Here is a 22,688-nt window from a genome sequence, read left to right as displayed (position 1 = left end):
CAGGACGCGTTGACCTGTGGGTCAACTCGACTGACATGCGGATAAGTTGGCCCGTACCCGGTCGCCGACAGCGTGGCACGGCAACGTTTGGTATTTCAAGCGGATCAGGTGAACCCAGGGAAATATGCCAAGAGGCACCGCATCTTTGGCCCGAGCGGGTACTATGCGCACGGCTCGTGGAGCCGGAGCCCTCCCCGAGGCCCGGGGGTGTTCCCGTTTGGTACTTCGCTCAGCGCGAGGATCTGTCCCCGCACGCGCGGGGTGACGCGGCACCGGCGCGGCTCCACAGCCGCCTCACCCCGCCCCTCGCGCGATGACGAGCCCCAACACATCGTGATACGACACCCGGTCCGCACCCAGCAGCCTTGTGCCGTCCTCCTCCAGCACGAGCGCCAGACGGTAACGGAGCCAGGGCCTGCCGGCCCACCCGGGTAGCGGGCCCAGCTCGGCCAAGGAAGCGGCCGTGAGGCGCGGAGGCAGACGCAGCGTGCCGCCCATCAGCCGGTCGGTCACCTCGTCGTCGTCCACCTCACCGTGCACCCCCAGCCAGGTCCCGTCAACGGCTCGGTACCCGCCCGAAGCCCGCCGGACGACCACCACTTCGACGGAGGGGTCGCCGTCGCGCACCACAGCATCGAGCTGTTCCTCGGAAGCCGCCCGGCTGCCGGCGTAATGCAGCCCCTCCAACGTCGGGAAGGCCCACTCCCGGCGACGGCACAGCAGATACTCCTCGGCGTTCTTCTCCCGCTTCCGCTCTTTCGTCTGCCACTCCTGCCACGCGGCGGCCTCGTCCCAGCCCCCCGGGCAGACCTCGGCCTCCTCATAGGCCCGTGCCACCAGCCCCGGTACGTCAGCCGGAATGCTCCAGCCCGGCCCCGCCCACCCGCCCGCGCCCGACGCCGCGAGAGCGCCCGCGGCGTCCTCGATCAGAGCAGCCGCCCGCAGCAGCGACCACCGGCCGTAGATCAGCTCCGAGGCACGCAGAAACCGCGGCACCCCGACCCGTCCGGACGCCACACCGGTGACCACCACACGGGGCACCCGGTGCGCAGCCGGACGACGGGTACCGCTGTGACGGTGCAGTCGGCCGATGCGCTGCAACAGCAGGTCCACGGGCGCCAAGTCGGTGAACAGCACATCGGCGTCCACGTCGAAGGACTGCTCGGCAAGCTGAGTAGCGACCACGACCATGCGCTCGGGCCGTTCATCACCGGCCCGCGGCCCCATCACACGCAAGCACTGCGCTGTCCGCTCCGCACGGTGCGCCGCACACAGCCGAGCATGCAACAGGTGCAGGTCACCGTCGAAGCCTCCCTCCCGCAGAGCACGGTAGATCGCCTGAGCCCGGCCGACCTGGTTGACCACCACCAGCGCAACCCCTCCCCCGGCGACGGCCTCGCGTACCGCCGCAGCGACCCGCGCTCCTTCAAGGTCCGTATCCGGCAGCCAGGCCACCCGCACCGGCATCGACTCCCGCCAGGACCGCACCACCTGACGGGACGTGTCGGCAACGGCCCGCCCATCGACTCCATAGGCCACCGTCACGCACGGGTACCCGGCCGGCTCCGGCACCGGCTGATGCACATCTGCCGTGCTGAGCGCGCCGGACAGGTAAGCGTCGACGAACCGCTGCCGCTGAGCGGGCGGCAGCGTCGCGGACAACAGCACCACGGGCACCCCTGCCTGCCCCAGCCAGCGCAGCGCCTCGACGAGGAACTGCCGCATATAGACGTCCGCGGCATGCACCTCGTCCACAACGACAACCTTCCCGGCCAGCCCGGCGAACCGGAGCATCACATGCCGGGTACGGGTCGCCGCGTGCAGAAGATGGTCGACCGTGCCCACCGCGAAAGCGGTGAGCAGGCCACGCTTGTCACCCAGGAACCAGTACGCCGGACCGTTCGCCCTGTCGTCGGCCACCGGATCCGCCGGAGACGGAGAGGGCGCCATGCCGTAATCGGCGTCCTCGCCGATCGCACCGAAGTCATCGTCAGCCCACTCCACATCGCTGCGGCCGCCCCCGCTCTCACATCCGCAACCCTCGCCGTCACCCTCCGGGCGAGGCTTCCCGTCCCAGACGGCCCGCCACCACGCATTGAACCGGCGGCGGCCGTGCAGAAGAGCGACCTGGGACTCCAGCTCCGGATCGAAAGTACTCACCCACCGCAGCACCTGCTCATACATCGGATCGCTCGTCGCCTGGGTCGGCATCGCCACGAACACCCCGTCCAGGCCGAACCGCGCCGCCAAGACCTCGGCGGCCGCAAGAGCAGCCTTCGTCTTCCCCTCCCCCATGGGAGCCTCCGCCACCAACAGCCCCGGCACCGGCACCGACCATGCCCGCTCCACCAACTCCTGCTGCGACGCCCGCGGCGTGACACCCAGCCGGTCGATCAGCGGCTCCAACGGATCCTCCGGCAACGGCAGATCCCGCCAACCGCCGCGCAAACGAAGCCGACTCCAAGCCGCTTCCGCACGGCGCCGCGACTCAGCGAAAGAGATCAGACCGGCATCCGCCAGACCAAGGAACTGGCTGCTGTCGCTGGCGATCCAGTCCGCCATGACGACCAGACCCGACAACGCCAGCTGCTCGGCCTTCCGCAAGGCGCCCACCGGCCGCGCATCCGACAGGCCCTCGAACCCGACGGCACGGGTGAAGACATCCACGACCGCCCGCTGCACCTCCTCCCAGGCAGCGCCCCGGCCCTGAGCCCCGCGCGGCGGGTCGAGGGCACCGGCCGGCGGAAACGTGCCGTGGTGTCCGGCGACCAGCGGCCACACCCAACTGGCAGCCTCCTCCTCACCCCACTCCATCACCAGCCGGGGCCGCAACATGACAGCTCCAGCCATGTCATGACGCCACCGTTTGTTCGGAGCCGCCGACAGCCGCCCCCAAGACAGCCCCGCTGCCAACACCGGCGCGGCCTCGGCCGCATCCATCGCCTGAAACGCCGGGCACGCCTTCCCGCAGTCATGAATGCCGCACACCCACATGAACCACAACCGCCCCCGGCCACCGCTGATCTCATCCAGCCGCCGCCGGAATGCTGCCGACACGTACCGGTCCCACATCACCCCCGCCACAGCAGCCGTGTCCAGCAGATGCCCCAGCAAGAGATGTGTCCGCCCACCATTGCGCGCGGCCGACTTTCCCCACAGCCGCGACACCCGCTCGACGACTTCCGGCGACAACCCCATCGCCCGCATCAACTCGACGACCGAAGCCTCGTCGCCCACGAAACCGCCCCCAAATTCGATGTCCCGGCACCATAGGCCCTGCCACTGACAATGAGCTTTTTCCAACCTCAGGTTGAGGCGTGACGAAGGGCGGGGATGGTCTTCACGGTGGCGCTGACTCGGTTGGTGCTACAGCGGAGTTTCCGGTGGAGGCACCAGCCCTTCAGGGCGGCCATGGCTTGCTCGCCGAGGCAGAGGATCCTGGCGTGGGTGCTGTTATACCGACGTTGCCGCAGCTTGAGATGCAGGCTGCGGCAGGGCCCCCGGGATGATGCCGTCGCCGCCTTGATAAGCCTTGTCCGTCCAGCACTTCACCTCCGCGTCGCGGGGGCGTGGTCGCCGGCAGTCCCCATGTCGTGGCGAGCGCCGGGAACGGTGGGCGAGGCCCACAGCAGTCGACCTGCCGCATCGGCGATGACCTGCCACTCGAGCCGGGCTCGTCGGACATGGCGGCGCCGACCTGGCTGAGAGCTACCGCGGAGCTGGGCACCGACCGGTGACCGGTCGGTGCGGACCCGGTCTACCGGTTCGCGGCTTCGCGGGAGGCGATCCGGTTCGTGCGACCGACCGCGCGGCCCACCGCGTTGCGCACCGCGAGGCCCGGCCGGGTGCGGGGCACCATGAGCCTGGAGAGCAGACCGACGCGTCGCTGCCGCGGGCCTACCTCACGGCGGAGCCGCGACTCGTAGGCGGCGAAGGCGCGGGCGTGGTCACCGGATTGGGCGGCGAGCTCTTCTCCGAGGGCGTACGCGCCCGCCATCGCCATGCTGGACCCGTCGCCCAGCAGGGCCGTCGCCGCCGCCGCGTCCCCGAGCAGTACGACCCGTCCGCGGGACCACGAGGGGACCCTGACGGTGGTCAGGGGGTCGAAGAACGGAGCGGGGTGGTCGAGGAAGGCTGCCACGAGTTCCGGTGCCCGCCACCGCACGTCGGCGTAGGCGTCGGCCACGGTCTGCTTGTGAAGGGCGATGTTCTTGCGGTCGTGAGGCGCCAGCCGTGCGGCCCGGAAGGTGAAGATCGCGAGCGGGGTGGTCCGCGAGGGATGGAGGGCCAGCATCCGGTTCGGCACGGTCAGCATCGTCATCTCGGTCGGGTCCTCGACGGCGTCGGGTTCCAGCGGGACGGTCGCACCGTACAGGCCCAGGTCGCTCGCGAACTGCCGCTCGGGGCCGAATACCAGGCGCCGTACGGTGGAGTGCATCCCGTCGGCACCGACGACCAAGTCGAAGCGGCGTGGCGCGGACCGCCGGAAGGTGACGTCCACCCCGCCTTCATCCTGGTCGAGAGCGGTGACCGTGTCGTCGAACAAGAACTCGGCCTCGGTCTGTGCCGACCGGTGGAGCACCTCGGACAGGTCGGCTCGGGTCACCTCGACCGTCGGCGCCTTGTCCGAGGTGAGCGGGAGTTGCAGGATTCGCCTGCCGCCGGGGTCGAGCAGGGTCAGCGACCGATTGCGGGTGGCGAGCCCGCGGAGTTGCGGGAGGATGCCCATGCGCTCGGCGACCGGGATCGCGGGCCCCTTCACGACGATCGCGCTACCACCGGAGCGCAGCTGCCGGGCGTGTTCGACGACCGTCGGCCGGTAGTCATTCCCGGAGAGCCAGTACGCGAGTGCGGGCCCTGCGATTCCGGCACCGACTATCAGCACCTCGGGCTTCTTCATGACGATGACCTCTCGGAGTGTCGATGACCAGGTCCCCGGCGAGTGCCGGGCCGGTTCTGAGGGAGCGGCGGCACGGGAGGGTGCAACCGGACCAAGGTACGATCATTTTCGTACCTCATCAGGGAAGCACGCCCTTCAGGTACGATGCAAGTCGTACCTGAAGGAGGTGCCGCGTGGCCGGGAGGAACCTGGACGGCCCGGAGGCCGATGCGCTCGATCTGGGTGCGGTGTTTCGTGCCCTCGCCGACGAGCACCGTCGTTCGGTGATGACGGAGTTGGCCACCGACCGCAGCGACAGCGAGCGGGGCTGCAACTCGTTCGACCTTCCGATCTCGAAGCAGACCCAGACCCACCACTTCCGGGTCTTGCGCGAGGCAGGTCTCATTGACGAGATCGACTACGGCAACCGCAAGGGCGTCCGACTACGACGCGCGGACATCGAGAAGAGATTCCCCGGGCTCCTCGCGCTCCTGGGAGCAGGGCCCCCGGCCGATACCGCTCCTCGCTGAGCACAGCTGAGCACACCGGAGGGGCGTCCGATCCGGCCCTGAGCCGCGAGTTCGACCGAATCCAGCTCGTGCCCGGCTCGCAGGTAGCCGGGCACGAAGGGGATCGGTGTCGCTTCGACCACCGTCCCGCGCTCGTGATCGGCGCCGAGCACTTCCGCGCGCTCCCTCACGCCACCACCCACTGAGGTTTCCTCAACCTGCGTGCGGAGCGGGCCACTGGGGTGAGGGCGGGGTCCGGGCGTAGAGGAGCTCCTGGTAGACGGGTGCGTGTCGAGTCCAAGCCATCCTGCCAGGAGCTTCCGCATGCTCGTCTACCCAGCCGGGGTCGATCTGTCCACCTCCGCTCTGCGCTTCCTCGCCCGTGAGCTGACCGCACGTCGTCTTGCGCAAGGGACACGATGGCGCCGGCCGGCCGCCGGACGGCAGGCGCTGCTCGTGCTGGCTCATCTACGATGCGGCCATACCTACGCCCGGCTCGCCGCCGGATTCGGCGTGGGCACCACCACCGCCTACCGATACATCGCCGAGGCCGTCGACATCCTGGCCGCTCTGGCTCCAACCCTCGCCGAGGCGGTGAGGGCAGCCTCCGGCAAGGCGTTCGTGATCCTGGACGGTACGTTGCTGCCGATCGACCGGATCGCCGGCGACCGACCCTTCTACTCCGGGAAACACAAGAAGCACGGCATGAACGTGCAGGTGATCGCCGACCCGGCGGGACGGTTGCTGTGGGCCTCGCCCGCGCTGCCCGGATCTGTCCACGACATCAAGGCCGCGCGAACTCACGGCATCATCGGCGCCCTGGCGGGGGCCGGAGTGGAATGCTGGGCCGACAAGGGCTACCGGGGTGCCGACGGCACTGTGCGAGTTCCCTACTGGGGGCGCTGGGAGACTCTCTCCCCTGGTCAGCGGCCGTCAACTGCTCACACGCGAAGATCCGTGCACTCGTCGAACAGGCCATAGCCACCCTCAAAACCTGGCGGCTCATGCGCAAACTGCGATGCTCTACCAGCCGTATCACCAGCCTCGTCCAGGCCGTCCTCACGCTGCACCTGACATGCTCAAACTGAGGTTGGAAAAGGCTCATTGACCGACGCGGATCGCGCCACGGCTGACGCCGTGGGCACGGGCGAGGGCTGCGATCGAGCCGCCCAGGTACGCGGCGCGTATGTCTTCGACGTCTGTCGGCCGGGACCTCGGGGCGGCGCCCGCCCTTGCTGCCCTTGGCCTCGGCGGCACATCGTGAGGAACGTCCTCGGATGTCCGGACGAGTTCGTCGAGGGCGGGCTCGGACGAAACTCCGCAGCCGGTCTGGCAGGGGCAGGTGCCGGCGCTCAACGCGGGCTGCGCCGGCTCCGGTAGGCCGCGACGCTGGCCCGGTGTGCGCAGGTTCGGGTGCAGTACTGCTTCGAGCCGTTGCGTGAGAGGTCCACGAAAGTGGCCCGGCAGGTCGGCCCGGCACATACGCCGAGACGGGCGGGACCGAGCGTGGCGATCACGGAGGCCAGTGCGCTGAGCATAGTCGCGGCAAGGTGCGCCGCGCAGCGGTCGGTGTCGGAGGTCACCTCGGTCCACCAGCGGTCGTCCTCGTGGCGCAGTACCGGGGTGGCGCGGCTGCGACGCAGACCGTCGTTGATCAGAGCCGCAGCTTCAACCGCGTCCGCGTTCGCTCGTTCGAGCACCTCACGCACCATCTCGCGCAACGCGCGGACTTCCGCCAGGTCGGCTCGGGTGAGATACCGCGGACCGGTCCCTTGGTTCGCGGCCGAACTCGGAGGCACAGCCGCGGGATGGCCGTCAAGGAAGTCCCGGAGCTGCTCCACGGTCTCGAGTGCGTCCTCTCCCTTGATCGGTCTCAAGGTGTTGGCCAGGTCGACGGCCGTCTGAACCACCAATGGGTTGTAATACGCATCCTGCATTTGACGTGTCTCCTCACTGCCCCGTAATGTTACACGTAAAGGAGGTCTAGCATGTCACACCATACTCGGCAGGGGACGATGCCGCAGGCGATGCCATCTGGAGAGGCCACAGCACCGGAGCGAACCGACGCCCCGGACGGGCGTCGGCTGGGGCTGACCTTGGGGATGCTGGTGCTGCCGATGTACGTGGCACTGGGAGCGCCGTCGGTGGCCCTGCCAGCCGTCGGCCGCGCACTCGCGGTGCCGTTCGGGGCCACCGCATGGATTCTCGCCGCATGGTCGCTGACCTCCGCGCTCGCGATGCCAGTCGCGGGTCGGCTGCTGGTCCGCTGGAGCCCCTTCCAGGTCCTCGTCGCCGGGGTCGTGGCGCTCACCGCGGGCTCCGCGCTCGCCGGAGCCGGGCCGACACTGTCCGTCGTGATCGTCGGCCGACTGATCGGCGGCGCCGGGGCGGGCGCGACCGTGATCGCCGTCTTTGCCGCGGCCACCGCCCTTCCCAGGCGGCAACGGATCCGCGCCCTGGGAATCATCGCGGCCGCCAGTGCGACGGCGTCGGGGTGCGGGACGCTGTTGGGCGGGGCGGTGACCGCATGGCTCGGGTGGCGTGCCGTACTCGCGATCCCGGTCCTCGCGCTGCCTCTCCTGCTGGCCGCATTGCCGAGTAGGCGCGCGCTGACGCGGAGCGGCAGCGGCAGCGGCGAGCGAGACGGCTCGACCGGGCGACTCGATATCGTCGGCGCGGCCGTGCTGTCGGTACTCGCCGGCTCCTTGATCACGTTGCTGCAGGCACACTCGGTCGGCCTGCCCGCTCCGGTCACGCTCGTCGTGGCTGCCGCCGGGGCGCTCGCCGCCGTGGGACTGTGGTGGCGCGTGCGAAGCACGCCCGACGGGTTCGTGCCTCGGCGGGTGATCGCGTCCCGCGGCTTCCTGGCGGCCGGGCTCATCGGCGGGACCGTCTTCGCCGGCTACTACGGGGTGCTGTTCCGCGCCCCGTCCCTGATCGAGCAGGCCACGGGCGGTGGCCCCCTGGAAGCCGGTGTGCTCTTGGTCCCGGCCGCCGCCTGCTCGATCCTGGCCGGGCGGCTGGTCGGCACCTTGACCGACCGGTTCACCGGCTGGCAGGTGTCGGCCGGGCTTGCCGCACTCACCGTCGTCGGCGTGCTCGTGGTCGCGTTCTTTACCGGGCCGATCCCGATCGTCGCCGGCACGGCATTGACCGTGTGCGGGTTCGCCGGCGCCCAAGCCGTACTGGTGAGCCTCGCGCCGGACCTGGTCGCCGCGGACGACCGCGACACCGCACAGGGCCTGTTCAACTTCATGAACGCCCTGGGTGGCGGGATCGGTCCGGCCGCTGTCGCGGGTCTGTCCGGCATCGTGCCGGTGCCGGTGGCCCTCGCTGTGCTCGCGGCACTCCCCCTGGCCGGACTCGTCCTCAGCCTGACCCGGCGCCCTACCGCCGATCGCCGCCCCGAACCCGATGCCACGCGTGGGAGCCCGCGATGACGGTCCACCTGCATCTGATCCGATAACGCCTCGACCAGTAAGGAGCCTTGCCATGTCCGCCGAGCCATTCGAGGTCAGCCTCACCGAAGCCGAGATCGGGGACCTGCGTGAACGATTGCGACGGACACGGTGGCCCGAGCCCGAGCCGGTGGACGACTGGTCACAGGGTCTGCCGCTGGCGTATGCGCAGGAGCTGTGTCGCAGCTGGGCCGAGGACTACGACTTCGGGTTCGCCGAGCGGCTGAACGTGTTCCCGCAGTACCGTGACACGATCGACGGGCTGGGCATCCACTTCCTGCACGTCCGCTCGCCGGAGCCGGACGCGTTCCCGCTCGTGCTCACGCATGGGTGGCCGGGTTCGGTGCTCGAGTTCCTGGAGGTTCTCGGCCCGCTGACCGACCCGCGCGCGCACGGCGGTGACCCGGCGGACGCGTTCCACGTGGTCGCGCCGTCGTTGCCCGGGTACGGCTGGAGTGACAAGCCGTCGACGACCGGGTGGGGCATCACTCGCACCGCGCGCGCCTGGGACATGTTGATGGTCTCGCTGGGTTACGAACGGTACGGCGCGCAGGGCGGTGACTGGGGTTCGGCGGTGTCCGCGGCGCTGGGCGAGGTGGCGCCCGAGCGGGTCGCCGGCGTGCACCTGAACCTGGGATCCGTGGCGGCGGGCACGTTCGACGACCCGACGCCCGCGGAGCTGGCGAATCTCGAGGCCGAGAAGGAGATGCAGCGCACCGGCCGTGGGTACTCGGCGATCCAGGCGACCCGACCGCAGACGCTCGGCTACGGCCTCACCGACTCCCCGGCGGGGCAGGCCGCCTGGATCGCCGAGAAGTTCTGGGCGTGGACGGACAACGACGGCCATCCCGAGGACGCGTTGTCGCGGCAGACGATCCTCGACGAGATCTCGGTCTATTGGTTCACCGCGTCGGCCACGTCGTCGGCGCGCCTGTACTGGGAGAGCTTCGCCAACTTCCGGGACAAGGTGACCGCGCCATCCGGGCTGTCGGTCTACCCACGCGACATAACCCGCCCGTCGAGGCGGGAGGCCGAGCTGCGGTTCACCGACCTGCGCTGGTTCGAGGAGCTGCCGCACGGTGGCCACTTCGCCGCGCTGGAGCAGCCGGAGTCGCTGGTCAAGCAGGTGCGCGGGTTCTTCCGCCTGTTCCGCTGACTGCCCGTGCCATCCCCGGGGAAGCCCCCGCCCAGGGGATGGTCCTGTCCGCCCCCCGGGTTATCGGCAAAACGACAGCAGCCCTCGGTGAACGGACGCTGGCGATCAGCGCCCTCGAACGAGGAATCGGCATTCGCACGGCCGAATAACACCAAGGCCGACGCTTACGGAGGTCAAAGGACAGTTGAGAAGCTGTCCTACGTTTTAGGGGCGGGCTGTGGGCCCCCGGTAGGGGCGGAGTCAGGCCGCTTGGCCGTATCCGTCCGTGCCGGGGTCGTCGCCGCGCAGCGGGCTGAAGTCGACGTCCAGGTGCGGGTCGTACGCCGCGAGCTGAATGCCGAGTTCGTGGGTGGAGTATTCGCCGAAGCGGCCAATGTGCTCGGACAGGTACAGCGAGATGTGGGCCAGGTCCTCGGGGTCGATCTCCCAGCCCTCCTCTTGGAGCTGGCGCACGATCTCGGCGATGTCCAAGGCGTTGTGGAAGATCACTGCATTGGTGAGCAACGCGTTGAATTTCGTGGTCTTCTCCTGCTCGACGGGGTCGTTGTCGGTGATGACGCCGCCGTTGCCGAAGCCGATCCAATGGGAGAGGCCGTTGAATGCCTCGATCTTGTCCGTCGCGGCGGTCACCCGCCGGCGCGGCGGGGCGTCCGAGAGGTAGCGCAGCAGTTGGACGGTGCGGATGACGCGGCCAGCCTCGCGGAAGGCGGTGTCGGTCGCGTTCTTGCGTGACCCGGCCCGCAGGCGCCGCCGTACCGGCACTGGCGGGCGGGCACGCTGGTGGCCTGGCGCAAGCGTCACCACCTGCACGCCCGCCTCCCGTCAGACGCCTTCCAGGATCATCGCGTTGGCCAGGCCGCCCGCCTCGCACATGGTCTGAAGGCCGTAGCGGGCACCGCGTTCGCGCATCGCGTGGACCAGGGTGGTGGTCAGGCGGGTGCCGCTGGCGCCGAGCGGGTGGCCGAGGGCGAGGGCGCCGCCGCGCACGTTGACCCGGGCGAGGTCGGCGCCGGTCTCCTGCTGCCAGGCCAGGACCACGCTGGCGAACGCCTCGTTCACCTCGAACAGATCGATGTCCGAGAGCCGCAGCCCGGCCCGGTGCAGCACCTTCTCGGTGGCCGGGACGACGCCGGTGAGCATCAGCAGCGGGTCGGAGCCGGTGACGGCGAAGCTGTGCAGCCGGGCCAGCGGGCGCAGGCCGAGGCGGGCCGCGGTGTCGCCTGAGGTGATCAGTACGGCGGAAGCGCCATCGTTGACGGGGCTGGTGTTGCCGGCGGTGACGTTCCACTCGATCTGGGGGAAGCGCTCGGCGAAGGCGGCGTCGTAATAGGCGGGCTTGAGTCCGGCGAGGATCTCCGGGGTGCTGCCGGGCCGTACGCACTCGTCGCGGGCGACGCCGTCCAGCGGCGCGACCTCGGCGTCGAACAGGCCGGCCTCCCACGCGGCGGCGGCCTTGCGGTGGGAGGAGACGGCGAACTCGTCCATCCGCGCCCGGGACAGCGACCACTTGGCGGCGATCAGTTCGGCGCTGACGCCCTGCGGGACCAGCCCCTCCGGGTAGCGTTCGGCGATTCCGGGTCCGAACGGGTCGGTGCCGGCGGGCACGTTGGACCACATCGGTACCCGGCTCATGGATTCCACCCCGCAGGCCACGACCAGGTCGTAGGCGCCGGCGATGACTCCCTGCGCGGCGAAGTGCACGGCCTGCTGGGAGGAGCCGCACTGGCGGTCCACGGTGGTCGCGGGGACCGTCTCGGGCAGTCCGGCGGCGAGGGCCGCGTACCGGGTGGTGTTCATGGCCTGCTCGCCGACCTGGTCGACGGCGCCGCCGATGACGTCGTCGATCAGCGCCGGGTCGACACCGGACCGCTCGACCAGGGTGCGCAGGGTGTGGGCGAGGAGCTGCACGGGGTGGACGTGGGCGAGGGCGCCGTTCGGCTTGCCCTTGCCGATGGGGGTGCGTACTGCTTCGACGATGACTGCGTCTCGCATGGTGCGGGCCTCCTTGACCGCCGGCCGGGGACCGGCGCGCGTCGACCGGTCGCCCAGGTCCACGGGCGATTACCGGTGAGTAGGAAATCTGGACCCACCATAGCCTTCTCGGTTGGAAAAACAAACCCGCTGGGGTGCACGCCCGCCCGGGAGCCCTAGACTGGCCCGCATGGCCGTCCGCAAAGAACCGCGCCCCTGCTCCATCGCCGACGCCCTCGCGGTGGTCGGCGAGAAGTACTCCCTGCTGGTCCTGCGCGAGGCGTGCCTGGGCAACGGCCGCTTCGACCAGCTCGTACGCAACATCGGCGCCCCCCGTGACGTCCTGGCCACCCGGCTGCGCCGGCTCATGGACGCCGGGGTCCTCACGAAGCACGCCTACAGCGAGCGCCCGCAGCGCTTCGAGTACCGGCCGACCGAGGCGGGCCTCGAACTGGAGCCGGTCCTGATGGCCCTCAAGGACTGGGGCGACCGGCATGTGCGCGGGGGCATCGACCTGCCGATGATGGTGGAGCACTCCTGCGGCAGCGAACTGGTGCCGCAGGTCACCTGCCGCACCTGCGGCGACCCGGTGCGCCACGAAGACCTGAAGGCCCATGCCCAGGCCCCGGGATGGAACGTCTCGGGACCGACGGCAGCCTGAACTCGCGCCCGCGCCGGACGTACGGCTCACCTCCATGTCTTGGTTTGAGTCCCTCGTCCTCGGACTCGTCCAGGGGCTGACCGAGTTCTTGCCAGTCTCCTCCAGCGCACCTGCGGCTGGTCTCGGCGTTCTCGGGCTGGAAGGGCCCCGGCACGGCCTTCACGGCGATCATTCAGACCGGCACGGAGACGGCGATCCTAAGCTACTTCCGCAAGGACAGCGGAAGTGAGCGTGTGCACCCCGTGCCAGGAGGGTCGCGAGCTGGAGCAGTTCGAGGCGTCGGGCGCGAAGATGCGTGAGGGCGGTCGGCTCTGGCTCCGGCAGACGGCCGAGAGCGGTGCGGACGTCGGCGGCGATGCCGAGGCGGAAGCGCAGGCCGAGGCTGAGGCCGAGGCGCAAGCTGAGTCCATGGCTGAATCGGAGGCTCTGTTCGAGGGCTTCGAGAGGGGTTTGGAGGAAGAGTGACCGTGCGGACGGCCGGCCGCCCATCTCCGTAGCGCGTCACGGGTTCCGCACCCAGCGGTGACCAGAGGGAAGGAGGGTACCTTTCGGAACGAAGGAGCGCGGCCAGGGCTTACGGCCCAGCTCGATCATGGAACGGCTGACGATCTCCTCGAACCAGTCGGCGGCGATCCTGCCCAGCTCCTCGGGCGACCCGGTCGCCTCCAGCGGCTCGATGTCCGTGCTCGGCTCGGGGTGGCATGTGCTGCTGTTCCGCTCGCTGCAGAAGAGGCGGTCGCCGGCCACGGTCGCACCCAGCGTCATGACGACCAGCTTCTGGTCCCGGTGCCTGAGCTCCGCGATCAGCGTGAGAACCGCCTGCCCGGCGGCGAACACCTCGTCCCACGCGGCGCCGTAGGCGTCGCGAGGCGTGCGCGCTTCCTCTTCCCCTTCCTCGTCGGCGGGAAAGACGAGCACAGCAGTCGCGTGGGGCGGGCATTCGGGCCACCCTCGTGCGGACTCGCGGACGATACTCACCAGGGTAGTGTGTGTGGGGCTCAACTCGCCCTCGTCCACCTCGAACCAGTTCTCGTTCATGGGCGAACGGTACGTCGAGGCCGAGGGTGCTCGCCGTCACGCGCCCCGGCCTCCTAGTCGTCGCCGGGACCGCCAGACAGAACGGCTGCGGCCCCGGCCGCCATGTGGGTCTGGCCTTCGCCGACGCCGACGCCGACGCCGACGGCTAGGTGTTCTCCTCGGACCAGTGCGTGGTCTTCTCCCGGTCCGTAGATCTTGAGACACCCCCGGCCGAGAAGGTTCTCCGCCGTCCGCTGAGCCACCATGTCCGTGTGGACACGGACGTCGGAGAAGTCCTCCTTGAACACTGCTTCGGCCTTCTTGAGTCTGGCTCCCTCCAGGCGGGCGGCGGACCAGCTCGGCCCCCGTCTGCGCCGGGGCCGTCAAGGCGGCCACCCGTCCGGCTTCACGGCGGATGCCTTCAAGCAGTGCGACAACGTCTAACGGTGCATCAACCGCCTCAAGGAATGGCGCGGCCGTACGGCCCGGCGAACTCGCGATCGCTTACCAGGCGGCACTCCATCTCGCCGCCGTCCTCATCTGGCCGCGGCGCTGACAACGGAGACAGAACCCGGTGTCGACCCGTGGGTGTACCCCGCCGCCTGGCGGGTCATTTCTCCGCAGAGCGCGGGCGCAGTAGGAGGGCTGCCAGCGTGGCGGTGCCGGCGAGGCCGATCGCGGCGATGGCGGTGACGGCGGTGAAGCCTCGGTCGTAGGCGTGCTGTCCGGCATGCAACAGGGCTCCGGCGGTGCGGCCCGGAAGGTGTGGGATCAGTCCCTCCATCGCCGAGAAGGACTCCTCGGCCGTGGCTCGGTCGCTGCCGCCGAGGCCAGGGACCGTGGGCAGGCTCGCTCGGTAGGCAGCGGTCAGGACGGTGCCGAGGACGGCTACGCCGAGCCCCGCGCCGAGTTCGAAGGAGGTCTCCTGAATGGCGGCGGCCTCGCCGGACCGCTCGGGCTGGGCCGCGCTCATGATGGAGTCGGCGCCGAGGGTCATGACAATGCCGGCGCCGTAGCCCGCGCAGATCAGCGGGGCGAGCAGTACTGCGTAGTGGCCGGTGTCTCCGGTGGCGGCGATGGTGGCCATGGCGACGGCGAACAACGCGAGGGCGGCGGTGAGCGACCAGCGGTTGCCCCAGCGGTTGGCGGCCCACGGCGCTGTCACCGCGCCGACCGCGTTGGCGCCGGCCAGCGGCATGAGCGCGAGTCCGGCGCGCAGCGGGGAGTACTCGCCGACCTGCTGGAGCCACTGGGTGAGGAAGAACAGCAAGGCGACGTAGCTGCCGAAGCAGCCGATCACGCACAGGGTGGCGGTGGTGAACCGGCGTTCGCCGAACAGGGAGAAGTCCAGCAGGGGTTCGGGGATGCGTCGCTGGCGGCGGACGAACACGTACAGCAAGACGGCGCCGACGACCGTGCAGACGACGATGGGGGCGTTGACGCCCGCGTGTTCGCCGGCCTGCTTGAGGGCGTAGACCACGCCGACCAGGCCGAGGACGGACAGCACCACGCTCGCCATGTCCCAGCGGCGCGGGAGCGGGTTGCGGGACTCGGGGATGACCCGGGCGCCGACCGCCAGGATGACGACGATGACCGGCACGTTGATCAGGAAGACCGCGCCCCAGCCCCACTTCTCGGTGACGAGCCCGCCGACGAGCGGGCCGATGGTCGCGCCGACGCTGTGCGCCGCGGTCCAGATGCCGATGGCGACGGCCCGCTCCCGGTCGTCGCTGAAGACGACCCGGATGATCGCCACCGTGGACGCCATGATCATGGCCGCGCCGACGCCGAGCGCGGCCCGTGCCGCGATCAGCTGTCCGGTGGTCGCGGCGAAGGCGCAGGCCGTGGAGGCGAGCCCGAAGGTGAAGAAGCCGCTGAGCACCATGCGGCGCCGTCCGATCCGGTCGCCGAGTGTGCCGCAGGTGACCAGCAGGGCGGCGAGCGTGAGGGAGTAGACGTCGACGATCCACAGCAACTCGGCGGGCGACGGCTGCAACTCCTCGCTCATCCGGGGGACGGCGACATGCAGCACCGTGAGGTCGGTGCCACACAGCAGCAGGCTGCCGGAGACCACGGCGAGCACCAGCCAGCGCCTCGGGTGGGCGGGGGGCACTTCTTCCACCTCTGCCGACCGCGCCGTTTCGCCGAGGGTGCGCGGCGCTGCCGACGTTTCCTTGTGTGACATATTCTCAGTTTCTGGAGGTACCGGCCCGGGCCGCAAGTACGGTCTTTTCTGTGGCCTAGGGTCACTCGGTATACCGATGGAGGTCAGCGGTGCGTTCCAAGGTCGAAGATTCACCCGATCAGTGTGCTGTCGAGTTCGCGATGGAGATTTTGGGAGGCCGCTGGAAATTGGCCATTCTGAAGCAGCTGGTGTCCGGTACACATCGGTTCGGTGAATTGCGGCGGGCACTGCCCGGAGTCACCCAGCGGATGCTGACACGCCAGCTGCGTGAGCTGGAGGAGGACGGGTTGGTGTCGCGGACGGTGCACCGTGAGGTGCCGCCTCGGGTCGACTACGCGCTCACCCAGGTCGGGCACAGCCTGGACGCCATCACCGCTGACCTCGACAAATGGGGGCACTGGTACCGCGAGCAGCTGGGCGGCGCGACTCCGGCCGGCTCCCGGCCGCGGACCTGATACGGCGGGAGCCTGACGGTTCCATGGCGGTCATAGCGTCGTACAGACCTCGTCGTAGGACAGCCGGGGGCCGCGCGGCCGGGGCGGGGGGCCGGCTGGTCTGCCGATGTTCACGACGAGGAGTGAGCGGAGGTCGCCGTCCGGGAAGAATTCCCGGTCGACGCCCTCGTCGTCGAATCCGCTCATCGGTCCGGCCGCCAGCCCGGCCGCGCGTACCCCGATGAGGAAATACGCCGCCTGGAGACCGCCGTTGAGCAGCGCGGACCGTTCTCGCAGTGCGGGATTCTTGGCGTACAGGTCCGCTGCTCCGGGATATGCCGGGAAAAGCTGCGGCAGCCTGTGGTGGAACCGGATGTCCACCGCGAGCAGTGCGGTGAGTGGCGCTCGCAGGGTCTTCTCCCTGTTGCCCCGGGAGAGATGAGGCGCGAGTCTGCTCCGGCTCTCGGCCGAGCGCAGCAGGAGCATGCGCAACGGCTGCTGGTTGAACGCGGTCGGTCCGTCGCGCACCAGCTCGTGCACGGCTCGGATCGCCTCTTCGGTGACCGGCTCGTCGGTGAACCGGTCGACCGTGCGGGCCCGCCGGAAGAGCAGGTCCTGGGCCGCCGGGTCGAGTGTCAGCGGGCGGGTGGTGGGCGTCGGCATGGCGGGGCCGGTCAGAATTCCGCGAGGTTCTGTCGCAAAGTGTTGCCCGGCGTGTAGGCGCTGCGGGTCAGCCCTCGCTGCCGGAGCGCCGGGGCCAGGCCGTCGGCGATCTCGGCGATGTAGCGCCGGTTGAGCCGGAGCAGCGGGGTGGTGAGCATGAAGCCGTCGCCGCCGACCTCCTCCATCACCTCGCCCATCCGCTCGGCGACCCGGTCCGGGGTGCCGACCAGATCGACGGAGGAGACGAGTCCGCCGGCGCCGTCGATGACGAGTTCCCGCAGGGTCTTGCCGCTCCCCCACTGCTGGAATTTGTCGAGGGTGCCCTGTTCACCGTTGGTGGTCAGTTGGCACGGCAGTGGCTTGTCCAGGTCGAACTGGGCGAAGTCGATCTCGGTGAGTGCCGACACCTGGGCCAGGATGTCCTGGATGAACTGTGGTGAGGAGACCATGCGGGCCTGCTTGTCGCGGGCGTCCTGTTCGGTCTCGCCGAGCATCGGCGTGACGCAGAACAGCACCTTGATCGAGTCGGGGTCGCGGCCGTACTCCTCCGCGCGGCGCCGTACGTCCTCGCGGAACTCGCGCATGCTTTCGGGGCCGCTGGCGATGGCGATGACCGAGTCGGCGTTGCGCGCCGCGAACGCCCGGCCCCGCGGTGAGGCACCGGCCTGCACGAAGGCCGGCCGGTGCTGGGGGGAGGGAACCGTGTTGAGGGGGCCGCGCACGCTGAAGTGCTCGCCCTGGAAGTGAATCGGCCGGACCTTGGTGTGGTCGGCGTAGACGCCGTTCTCCCGGTCCAGGACGACCGCGTCCGGGTCCCAGGAGGCGAACAGCTGCTTGACGACTTCGACGTACTCGTCGGCCATCGTGTACCGGACATCTCGCGGCGGCAGCTTGTCCATACCGAAGTTCTGGGCGGCCAGGTCCTCGGCGCTGGTGACGATGTTCCAGCCGAAGCGTCCGCCGAGCATGCTGTCCATGGTGGAGGAGAGGCGGGCGGTCATGAACGGCGGGTAGGCCAGGGTGGACAGCGTGGCCACGATGCCGAGGCGGGTGGTGGCCAGGCCCATCGCGACGGCGAGCGGCACCGGGTCGTGCTTGGGGACCACCATGGCCTGCTTGAGGGCTGCCTCGGAGGTGCCGCCGTAGCTCTCCGGGACCATCAGCTTGTCCTCGACGATCACATAGTCGAAGCAGGCGCGCTCCAGGGCCTGGGCGACCTCGGTATGGAACCGGCCGTCCCACGGCGAGCCTCCGGTACCGAAGGGGCCCTGCCAGTCGTCGGGGGTGAAGTTGAAGATGAAGGCGAGGTGGAACTTCCGGGTCACGGGCGCTTCCCTCCGGGCTGGGTGGTGCGGGTACGGCGGTCGGGGCGGGTCTGGGCGAAGAGCAGCCCCTCGCCCTCGCGAACCAGTGCGACCGCCTCGTCGAGGACATGACGCAGCAGCTTCTCGCCCAGAGCGGCGCTGGAACCCGAGGTGGACGAGAGGATGCCGCGGTTGCTGATCTGCTCGACGTCGACGGGATGCAGATACACGCCGGCCCGGGGCGGCCGGTCGTGGTCCGGGCGTTCGTCGGTGACCAGGCCGGGATGCAGGTGCATCATCAGGCTGGTCTCGGTCAGGCCCGCGTGCTCGGCGTGCCAGCCCGGGAACTCGGTGATCTCGGAATCGGTCCAGGTGTCGCGGACCAGGCTCCACCAGCTGAAGGCGAACACCTCGGTGTTGTCCAGTTGGCCCTGCTGGCGTACTTGGTCCAGCGCTTCGAAGAGGAACGGCTCGTTCTCGTAGTGGCCGTTGACCACGATCAGGCGGGCCATGGGCAACTGGACCAGGGAGGTGAGTATCTCGCGCAGGAAGGCGATCAGTGTGCCGCCGGTGACGTGCACGGTGCCGGGGAAGTACAGGCCGCCGCCGCTCTGCGGCAACGAGCGGGCGCCGATGGCCTGCGTCGGCAGGGTGAAGGCGTCCAGTTCCCGGGCGATCCCGTCGGCGAACGCCTCGGCGAGGAGCAGGTCGACGGAGAGCGGCAGGTGCGGCCCGTGTTGTTCGACGGCGCCTATGGGCCACACCACCGTCCTGCCCCGTACGACATCGGTGACCTGAGTGCTCGTCAGGTCTGTCAGGCGCAGCGGCGCGGTGCGGCCGTCGGTCGTCATGCCGGCGCCCCTTCCTGTGAGTGGTCGGCGGGCGACGGGGGCCGGTCGGCGGCACCCAGGATGTCCCGGGACTCGGCGAGGATGCGCTGGAGGGTGTCGTACATGTCGGTGTGCAGGGCCGTATAGACCTGGACCGCGTTCGCTCCGACAGCGAGGTAGTCGGCCACGTCCCGGCCGCCGGTGACGCCGCCGCTGGCCAGAATCGGCAGGTCGAAGCCGCGTCGGCGTAGTTGCCAGATGGCGGCGAGCACCAGTGGTTTGATGCCGGGGCCGGAGTAGCCGTAGACGCCGCCCAGTTCGAGGTCGCCGGTGCCCGGTGCCACGGCGGCTCCGGCGATGGTGTCGCTGACGGTGATGGCGTCCGCTCCGCCGGCGATGGCCGCGCGTACCCGGTCGTGCAGTCCCTCGCCGATGGCCAGCTTCACGGCGAGCGGGACGCGGGTGCGGCTCCGGGTCTCGGCGGTGTAGTCGTACACCCGGTCGGGGTTGTCGTCGCCCAGGCCGTCCTCCTCGTTGAGGCAGGAGATGCCCAGCTCCAGCGCCCGGCATCCGGTGGCTTCGACGTCCTCGGCAAGGTCGGCGAGTTCGGCAGGAGTGTCGGCGTGCACGGAGGCGATGACGGGCAGACCGTCCTCAGCGAACGATCGAAGCACGCCCAGCCAGTGGCCGACGGGGCGTTTGGAGTAGGTGGTGCTGTTGAGCATGCCGACGGGCAGGCGCAGGATGCGTTCGTCCAGGCCGGTCGGCGGGCTGGGGTGGATGGTCTTGGTGACCACGGCCCCGGCTCCTTTTTCGAGCAGGCGGCGGATGTTGCGTTCCTGATCCGTCAGCAACCCGGATCCCACGATGAGGGGGTCGGCGATCGGCAGGCCCAGTACGGCCAAGTCGCGCACTTCTCACTCCGTCCGGCGGATGGTGGCGGGGCGCGGGGGCGGATCAGGCCACAAGACTGGCGACGATGGCCTCGCGCTGTTGTTCGGTGGCCGTGAGGACGGCGTCGATCAGCAGGGAGGGCTTCTGTGCGAAGTCGTCGAAGTCGATGACCTGGACGTCGCCCACCCGGTGGAGCCCCTTGAGCAGGTGACTGGCGGATTCGGCGAACGGCTGCTTGGTGATCACCACGATGGGGCGTCCGAGCGCGGTGGCCCAGCCCAGTTCGATGTGGGTGCCGTCGGTGCGGCGCAACGTGCCGTCGTCCAGCAGCGGCAGGATCGGAACGAAGACGTCGCACTTCTTCATCCAGCGGAAGTCGCGTACCGAGACCTGCTCAGGAGTGAAGGCCGCGGTCTGCTCGCCGAACTTCTCCACGGTATGCGCCGAGAACACGGTGGCGCCTTGCTCGCTCACCGTGTTGATCGCCGTGGTGATGGCGTCCTGCAGGCCTCCGACGAACCCGGTGTTCAGGATGGCATGCTGGATCGGGCCGCCGACGAAGACGTCGAGTCCGGTCAGGGCGCCGCCGGTCGGTGCAGGCACGTCGACAACGATGTTCTCCGCCATTCTGGGTGCTCCTCTGGGGGGTGGGACAGTCCTGCGGCCAGGACTGCGGAATGCCCGGACCGCGTGCGAGGGGCCCGGCATGGGGTGAGGGTGATCGAGGCGGTGCGGGAGGGGCGCGCGGGACCAGGGGGTCCCGCGGCACCGGAGGACGGACAGGAAGGGCGGGCGGTGGGCCCGCCGCCGCTCATGGCCCGTCAGGGTGTGACACACCGAAGCGGTAAGTCACGTCAAAGCCCGTCGTGTCCATGGGAAGTCGGGCTCAGGGTATGTCGTGGAGCCACGCGTAGCGGCCGCGGTGGTACAGCAGGGGCGGGCGGTCCTCGGCCGGTGCGACCAGGCGGCGCACCTCCCCGACGACCAGTACGTGGTCTCCGCCGTCGTGTTCGGCGTGCACCAGGCAGTCGATCCATGCGGACGCGCCGACGAGCCGAGGCGCGCCGTCGGGGGACAGATCCCAGTCGACACCGCGGAACTTGTCGCCGCCGGACCGTGCGAACCGGTCGCTGATCGCCCGCTGTCGCTGCGCCAGGACGTTGACGCAGAAGAACGCGCCGGCGCTGATGGAGGGCCAACTGGCCGAGGTGCGGCTGACGCACAGGACGACGCGTGGCGGGTCGAGGGAGAGGGAGGAGAAGGCCTGACAGGTGAATCCCGTCGGCATCTTGGCCCCCATGCCCGTGACCACCGTGACGCCGGTACAGAAGTGACCCATCACGGTACGGAACTGAAGGGAGGAAACCGGATTGCCTGCTGGTGCGGAAGTGCTCTCGCCTAACACACGCTGTCCTCTCGGCCTGTTCGGCCTGTGCGGTACAAGCAGCCTACTGCGCGTCACGGGTGGTGACAACGGAATAGTCTGTCTCATGTGATTGCTTGCGACAACACCCCTTCCTAACGTGATAAAGATCCTGCCATCATGGGGTCCTGATGAATGATTCCGACATGCTTGATGCGATGGACCAGCGGATCATCGCTGCTTTCCAGATCAATCCCCGGGCCGGTGTGGCTGAGGTCGGGCGCATCCTCGGTGAGCACGAACGCTCGGTCGCCCGCAGACTCCAGCGCCTGACGGCCCTGGGAGTCGTCCACTTCACAGCGGAATACGACCGGACGCGTTGCAGGCTGGGGCACACGGCCTGGCTGCGCCTGAAGGCCCGTCCCGGTTGTCTCGAAGCCGTCGGTGACGCGTTGGCCCGGCGCGTGGAAGTACTCAACGTCGCCGCCGTGAGCGGTGGTACAGGCTTGCTCTGGTGCGAACTCGCGGTACCGACCCGGCCGCTCCTGCACGCCCTGGCGGAGGGGGTGCCAGGCCTCCCCGACGCGGAGGTCCTCGATGTGTGTGTCACGCTGCGGTCGTTCAGGACGGGTGCCGAGTGGTACGCCCCGATACTCACGGACAAGGAGGAGAAGCTCCTGCGGGCCAGCCTGGTCCGGCCCCTGCCCGTGCTCGCAGACCGCTACGACCCCACACCCACCGACCAGCGGGTCGCCGCGCTGCTGCGGGACAACGCCCGGATCTCGCTGACCGACCTGGCCAGGGAACTGGATTTCTCCACGGCGACAGCCGGCCGGCGGGTCGCGTCGCTGCTGGAGCGCCGGGCACTGGGGCTGCGCACTGTCGTGGACCCGGCCCGACTGGGCCGCCCGGCGCGGGCGTTGCTCCGGCTGAAGGTCCGCCCGGGAGGCGTGGAGAAGGTGAGCGCAGCCCTGATCGGACACCGGGAGGTGTACTCCTGCACGGCTGTGACGGGAGCGCACAACCTGCTGGCCGAAGTGTGTCTCCCGCACGAGACAGACCTGCACGGTTTCCTCGCCGAACTCCTCGGGCCGGCTGAGGACATCCTCGATCTCGACACCGCGGTCGTCACCCGCACCTACAGATTCGGCCCCGGCCCCAATACTCCGTGCACTTAAGGTCCCCGTCCCGATCCGTCCGACCACGGGAGCTCCTCTTGGCCATGCCGACTGCCGACTTCCGCCCCGGCATACCCACGACGACCAAGCGCATCTTCGTCACCGGGGGTGTCGCCTCCTCGCTCGGCAAGGGCCTCACCGCCTCCAGCCTGGGCATGCTGCTCAAGGCCCGCGGCCTGCGCGTCG

The 22,688-nt window shown here is 69.7% G+C and carries 22 protein-coding genes and 3 pseudogenes; 11 read left to right on the top strand and 14 right to left on the bottom strand.

The genetic code is table 11. The features are described 5' to 3' along the window. Positions 1-294: 294 nt before the first annotated feature. Together cas3 and ABZ858_RS36360 are read right to left on the bottom strand one after the other, a co-directional pair. Complete coding sequence (cas3, locus tag ABZ858_RS36365) at positions 295-3,237, bottom strand: CRISPR-associated helicase Cas3' (RefSeq protein WP_361389011.1); 2,943 nt, start codon at positions 3,235-3,237, stop codon at positions 295-297. A gap of 520 nt (positions 3,238-3,757) precedes the next feature. Next, positions 3,758-4,900 carry an FAD-dependent monooxygenase gene (locus tag ABZ858_RS36360; protein WP_361389008.1) on the bottom strand — a complete coding sequence of 381 codons (1,143 nt, stop codon included), beginning with the start codon at positions 4,898-4,900 and terminating at the stop codon, positions 3,758-3,760. A gap of 173 nt (positions 4,901-5,073) precedes the next feature. Between ABZ858_RS36360 and ABZ858_RS36355 the strand changes: the two genes are divergently transcribed. Both ABZ858_RS36355 and ABZ858_RS36350 read left to right on the top strand, forming a co-directional pair. Then, positions 5,074-5,409, top strand: coding sequence for an ArsR family transcriptional regulator (locus ABZ858_RS36355; protein ID WP_361389005.1), 336 nt, complete (start codon positions 5,074-5,076; stop codon positions 5,407-5,409). A gap of 303 nt (positions 5,410-5,712) precedes the next feature. Further along, a pseudogene (locus ABZ858_RS36350) lies at positions 5,713-6,476 on the top strand (transposase family protein). Positions 6,477-6,740: 264 nt separating this feature from the next. Here ABZ858_RS36350 and ABZ858_RS36345 read toward each other — a convergent pair. Next, the gene (locus tag ABZ858_RS36345) at positions 6,741-7,325 is read right to left on the bottom strand and encodes a CGNR zinc finger domain-containing protein (protein WP_361389002.1); all 585 of its coding nucleotides are present in this window, start codon (positions 7,323-7,325) and stop codon (positions 6,741-6,743) included. A gap of 51 nt (positions 7,326-7,376) precedes the next feature. On the opposite strand from ABZ858_RS36345, the gene ABZ858_RS36340 reads away from it, so the two are divergent. Together ABZ858_RS36340 and ABZ858_RS36335 are read left to right on the top strand one after the other, a co-directional pair. After that, a complete protein-coding gene (locus ABZ858_RS36340) occupies positions 7,377-8,828 on the top strand; it encodes an MFS transporter (RefSeq protein ID WP_361388999.1) in 1,452 nt (483 codons plus the stop codon). Between the two features lie 52 nt (positions 8,829-8,880). Then, on the top strand, positions 8,881-10,002 hold the full coding sequence (locus ABZ858_RS36335; RefSeq protein ID WP_361388996.1) for an epoxide hydrolase family protein: 1,122 nt from the start codon (positions 8,881-8,883) through the stop codon (positions 10,000-10,002). Between the two features lie 240 nt (positions 10,003-10,242). Here ABZ858_RS36335 and ABZ858_RS36330 read toward each other — a convergent pair whose 3' ends face one another. After that, positions 10,243-10,812, bottom strand: a complete 570-nt coding sequence (locus ABZ858_RS36330; RefSeq protein WP_361388993.1) for a Tn3 family transposase — start codon at positions 10,810-10,812, stop codon at positions 10,243-10,245. 12 nt (positions 10,813-10,824) lie between these two features. Continuing rightward, entirely contained in the window at positions 10,825-11,994 is a 1,170-nt protein-coding gene (locus ABZ858_RS36325; protein ID WP_361388990.1) for a thiolase family protein, read from the bottom strand. 169 nt (positions 11,995-12,163) lie between these two features. Between ABZ858_RS36325 and ABZ858_RS36320 the strand changes: the two genes are divergently transcribed. From ABZ858_RS36320 to ABZ858_RS36310, 3 genes and pseudogenes are all read left to right on the top strand, one after another. After that, positions 12,164-12,634, top strand: a complete 471-nt coding sequence (locus tag ABZ858_RS36320) for a helix-turn-helix domain-containing protein (RefSeq protein ID WP_361388987.1) — start codon at positions 12,164-12,166, stop codon at positions 12,632-12,634. A 34-nt stretch (positions 12,635-12,668) separates the two neighbouring features. After that, a pseudogene (locus tag ABZ858_RS36315) lies at positions 12,669-12,858 on the top strand (undecaprenyl-diphosphate phosphatase); the annotation flags it as partial. Position 12,859: 1 nt separating this feature from the next. Further along, positions 12,860-13,099, top strand: coding sequence for a hypothetical protein (locus tag ABZ858_RS36310; RefSeq protein WP_361389041.1), 240 nt, complete (start codon positions 12,860-12,862; stop codon positions 13,097-13,099). A 36-nt stretch (positions 13,100-13,135) separates the two neighbouring features. Here ABZ858_RS36310 and ABZ858_RS36305 read toward each other — a convergent pair whose 3' ends face one another. Further along, positions 13,136-13,672: a hypothetical protein gene (locus tag ABZ858_RS36305; RefSeq protein ID WP_361388984.1), complete on the bottom strand. Its 537-nt coding sequence runs from the start codon at positions 13,670-13,672 to the stop codon at positions 13,136-13,138. A gap of 53 nt (positions 13,673-13,725) precedes the next feature. Beyond that, the gene (locus ABZ858_RS36300; RefSeq protein ID WP_361389038.1) at positions 13,726-13,992 is read right to left on the bottom strand and encodes a DUF4157 domain-containing protein; all 267 of its coding nucleotides are present in this window, start codon (positions 13,990-13,992) and stop codon (positions 13,726-13,728) included. Positions 13,993-14,002: 10 nt separating this feature from the next. On the opposite strand from ABZ858_RS36300, the pseudogene ABZ858_RS36295 reads away from it, so the two are divergent. Beyond that, positions 14,003-14,207 (top strand): annotated as a pseudogene (locus ABZ858_RS36295) (IS5/IS1182 family transposase); the annotation flags it as partial. 54 nt (positions 14,208-14,261) lie between these two features. Here the strand turns inward: ABZ858_RS36295 and ABZ858_RS36290 are convergent. Next, complete coding sequence (locus tag ABZ858_RS36290) at positions 14,262-15,764, bottom strand: MFS transporter (protein WP_361388981.1); 1,503 nt, start codon at positions 15,762-15,764, stop codon at positions 14,262-14,264. Positions 15,765-15,925: 161 nt separating this feature from the next. On the opposite strand from ABZ858_RS36290, the gene ABZ858_RS36285 reads away from it, so the two are divergent. Further along, positions 15,926-16,291 carry a helix-turn-helix domain-containing protein gene (locus ABZ858_RS36285; RefSeq protein ID WP_361388979.1) on the top strand — a complete coding sequence of 122 codons (366 nt, stop codon included), beginning with the start codon at positions 15,926-15,928 and terminating at the stop codon, positions 16,289-16,291. Positions 16,292-16,321: 30 nt separating this feature from the next. On the opposite strand, the gene ABZ858_RS36280 is transcribed toward ABZ858_RS36285, so the two are convergent. The 6 genes from ABZ858_RS36280 to ABZ858_RS36255 all read right to left on the bottom strand — a co-directional run bounded on the left by ABZ858_RS36280 (position 16,322) and on the right by ABZ858_RS36255 (position 21,300). Next, complete coding sequence (locus ABZ858_RS36280) at positions 16,322-16,933, bottom strand: malonic semialdehyde reductase (RefSeq protein WP_361388976.1); 612 nt, start codon at positions 16,931-16,933, stop codon at positions 16,322-16,324. Positions 16,934-16,944: 11 nt separating this feature from the next. Next, positions 16,945-18,258 (bottom strand): NtaA/DmoA family FMN-dependent monooxygenase, encoded by a 1,314-nt coding sequence (locus tag ABZ858_RS36275; RefSeq protein WP_361388973.1) that lies wholly within the window; start codon positions 18,256-18,258, stop codon positions 16,945-16,947. Continuing rightward, positions 18,255-19,088, bottom strand: coding sequence for a creatininase family protein (locus ABZ858_RS36270; protein ID WP_361388970.1), 834 nt, complete (start codon positions 19,086-19,088; stop codon positions 18,255-18,257). The genes ABZ858_RS36275 and ABZ858_RS36270 overlap by 4 nt, the downstream gene beginning before the upstream one ends. Next, complete coding sequence (locus tag ABZ858_RS36265; RefSeq protein WP_361388967.1) at positions 19,085-19,981, bottom strand: dihydroorotate dehydrogenase; 897 nt, start codon at positions 19,979-19,981, stop codon at positions 19,085-19,087. The genes ABZ858_RS36270 and ABZ858_RS36265 overlap by 4 nt, the downstream gene beginning before the upstream one ends. A gap of 43 nt (positions 19,982-20,024) precedes the next feature. After that, a complete protein-coding gene (locus ABZ858_RS36260; protein ID WP_361388964.1) occupies positions 20,025-20,588 on the bottom strand; it encodes a hypothetical protein in 564 nt (187 codons plus the stop codon). 259 nt (positions 20,589-20,847) lie between these two features. Beyond that, entirely contained in the window at positions 20,848-21,300 is a 453-nt protein-coding gene (locus tag ABZ858_RS36255; RefSeq protein WP_361388961.1) for a flavin reductase family protein, read from the bottom strand. A gap of 230 nt (positions 21,301-21,530) precedes the next feature. Here ABZ858_RS36255 and ABZ858_RS36250 point away from each other — a divergent pair, with 230 nt between their 5' ends. Continuing rightward, positions 21,531-22,502, top strand: coding sequence for an Lrp/AsnC family transcriptional regulator (locus tag ABZ858_RS36250; protein WP_361388958.1), 972 nt, complete (start codon positions 21,531-21,533; stop codon positions 22,500-22,502). Between the two features lie 44 nt (positions 22,503-22,546). Continuing rightward, positions 22,547-22,688 (top strand): hypothetical protein (locus ABZ858_RS36245; RefSeq protein ID WP_361389035.1); only part of this gene is annotated, 142 nt, incomplete at its 3' end.

The sequence above is a fragment of the Streptomyces sp. NPDC047017 genome (genome assembly GCF_040644175.1).
In the GTDB taxonomy this organism is placed as follows: domain Bacteria; phylum Actinomycetota; class Actinomycetes; order Streptomycetales; family Streptomycetaceae; genus Streptomyces.
The sequence above is the reverse complement of the archived record's forward strand: the minus strand, read 5'-3'. Positions and strand labels throughout refer to the sequence as shown.

Bases quoted from the DNA above. Each gene is read 5' to 3' on its own strand.
- ABZ858_RS36270 (WP_361388970.1), bottom strand. From the start codon at position 19,088: ATGACGACCGACGGCCGCACCGCGCCGCTGCGCCTGACAGACCTGACG.
- ABZ858_RS36320 (WP_361388987.1), top strand. From the start codon at position 12,164: ATGGCCGTCCGCAAAGAACCGCGCCCCTGCTCCATCGCCGACGCCCTC.
- ABZ858_RS36250 (WP_361388958.1), top strand. From the start codon at position 21,531: ATGCTTGATGCGATGGACCAGCGGATCATCGCTGCTTTCCAGATCAAT.
- ABZ858_RS36345 (WP_361389002.1), bottom strand. From the start codon at position 7,325: ATGCAGGATGCGTATTACAACCCATTGGTGGTTCAGACGGCCGTCGAC.
- ABZ858_RS36305 (WP_361388984.1), bottom strand. From the start codon at position 13,672: ATGAACGAGAACTGGTTCGAGGTGGACGAGGGCGAGTTGAGCCCCACA.
- ABZ858_RS36280 (WP_361388976.1), bottom strand. From the start codon at position 16,933: ATGCCGACGCCCACCACCCGCCCGCTGACACTCGACCCGGCGGCCCAG.
- ABZ858_RS36255 (WP_361388961.1), bottom strand. From the start codon at position 21,300: ATGGGTCACTTCTGTACCGGCGTCACGGTGGTCACGGGCATGGGGGCC.
- ABZ858_RS36340 (WP_361388999.1), top strand. From the start codon at position 7,377: ATGTCACACCATACTCGGCAGGGGACGATGCCGCAGGCGATGCCATCT.
- ABZ858_RS36360 (WP_361389008.1), bottom strand. From the start codon at position 4,900: ATGAAGAAGCCCGAGGTGCTGATAGTCGGTGCCGGAATCGCAGGGCCC.
- ABZ858_RS36335 (WP_361388996.1), top strand. From the start codon at position 8,881: ATGTCCGCCGAGCCATTCGAGGTCAGCCTCACCGAAGCCGAGATCGGG.
- ABZ858_RS36260 (WP_361388964.1), bottom strand. From the start codon at position 20,588: ATGGCGGAGAACATCGTTGTCGACGTGCCTGCACCGACCGGCGGCGCC.
- ABZ858_RS36325 (WP_361388990.1), bottom strand. From the start codon at position 11,994: ATGCGAGACGCAGTCATCGTCGAAGCAGTACGCACCCCCATCGGCAAG.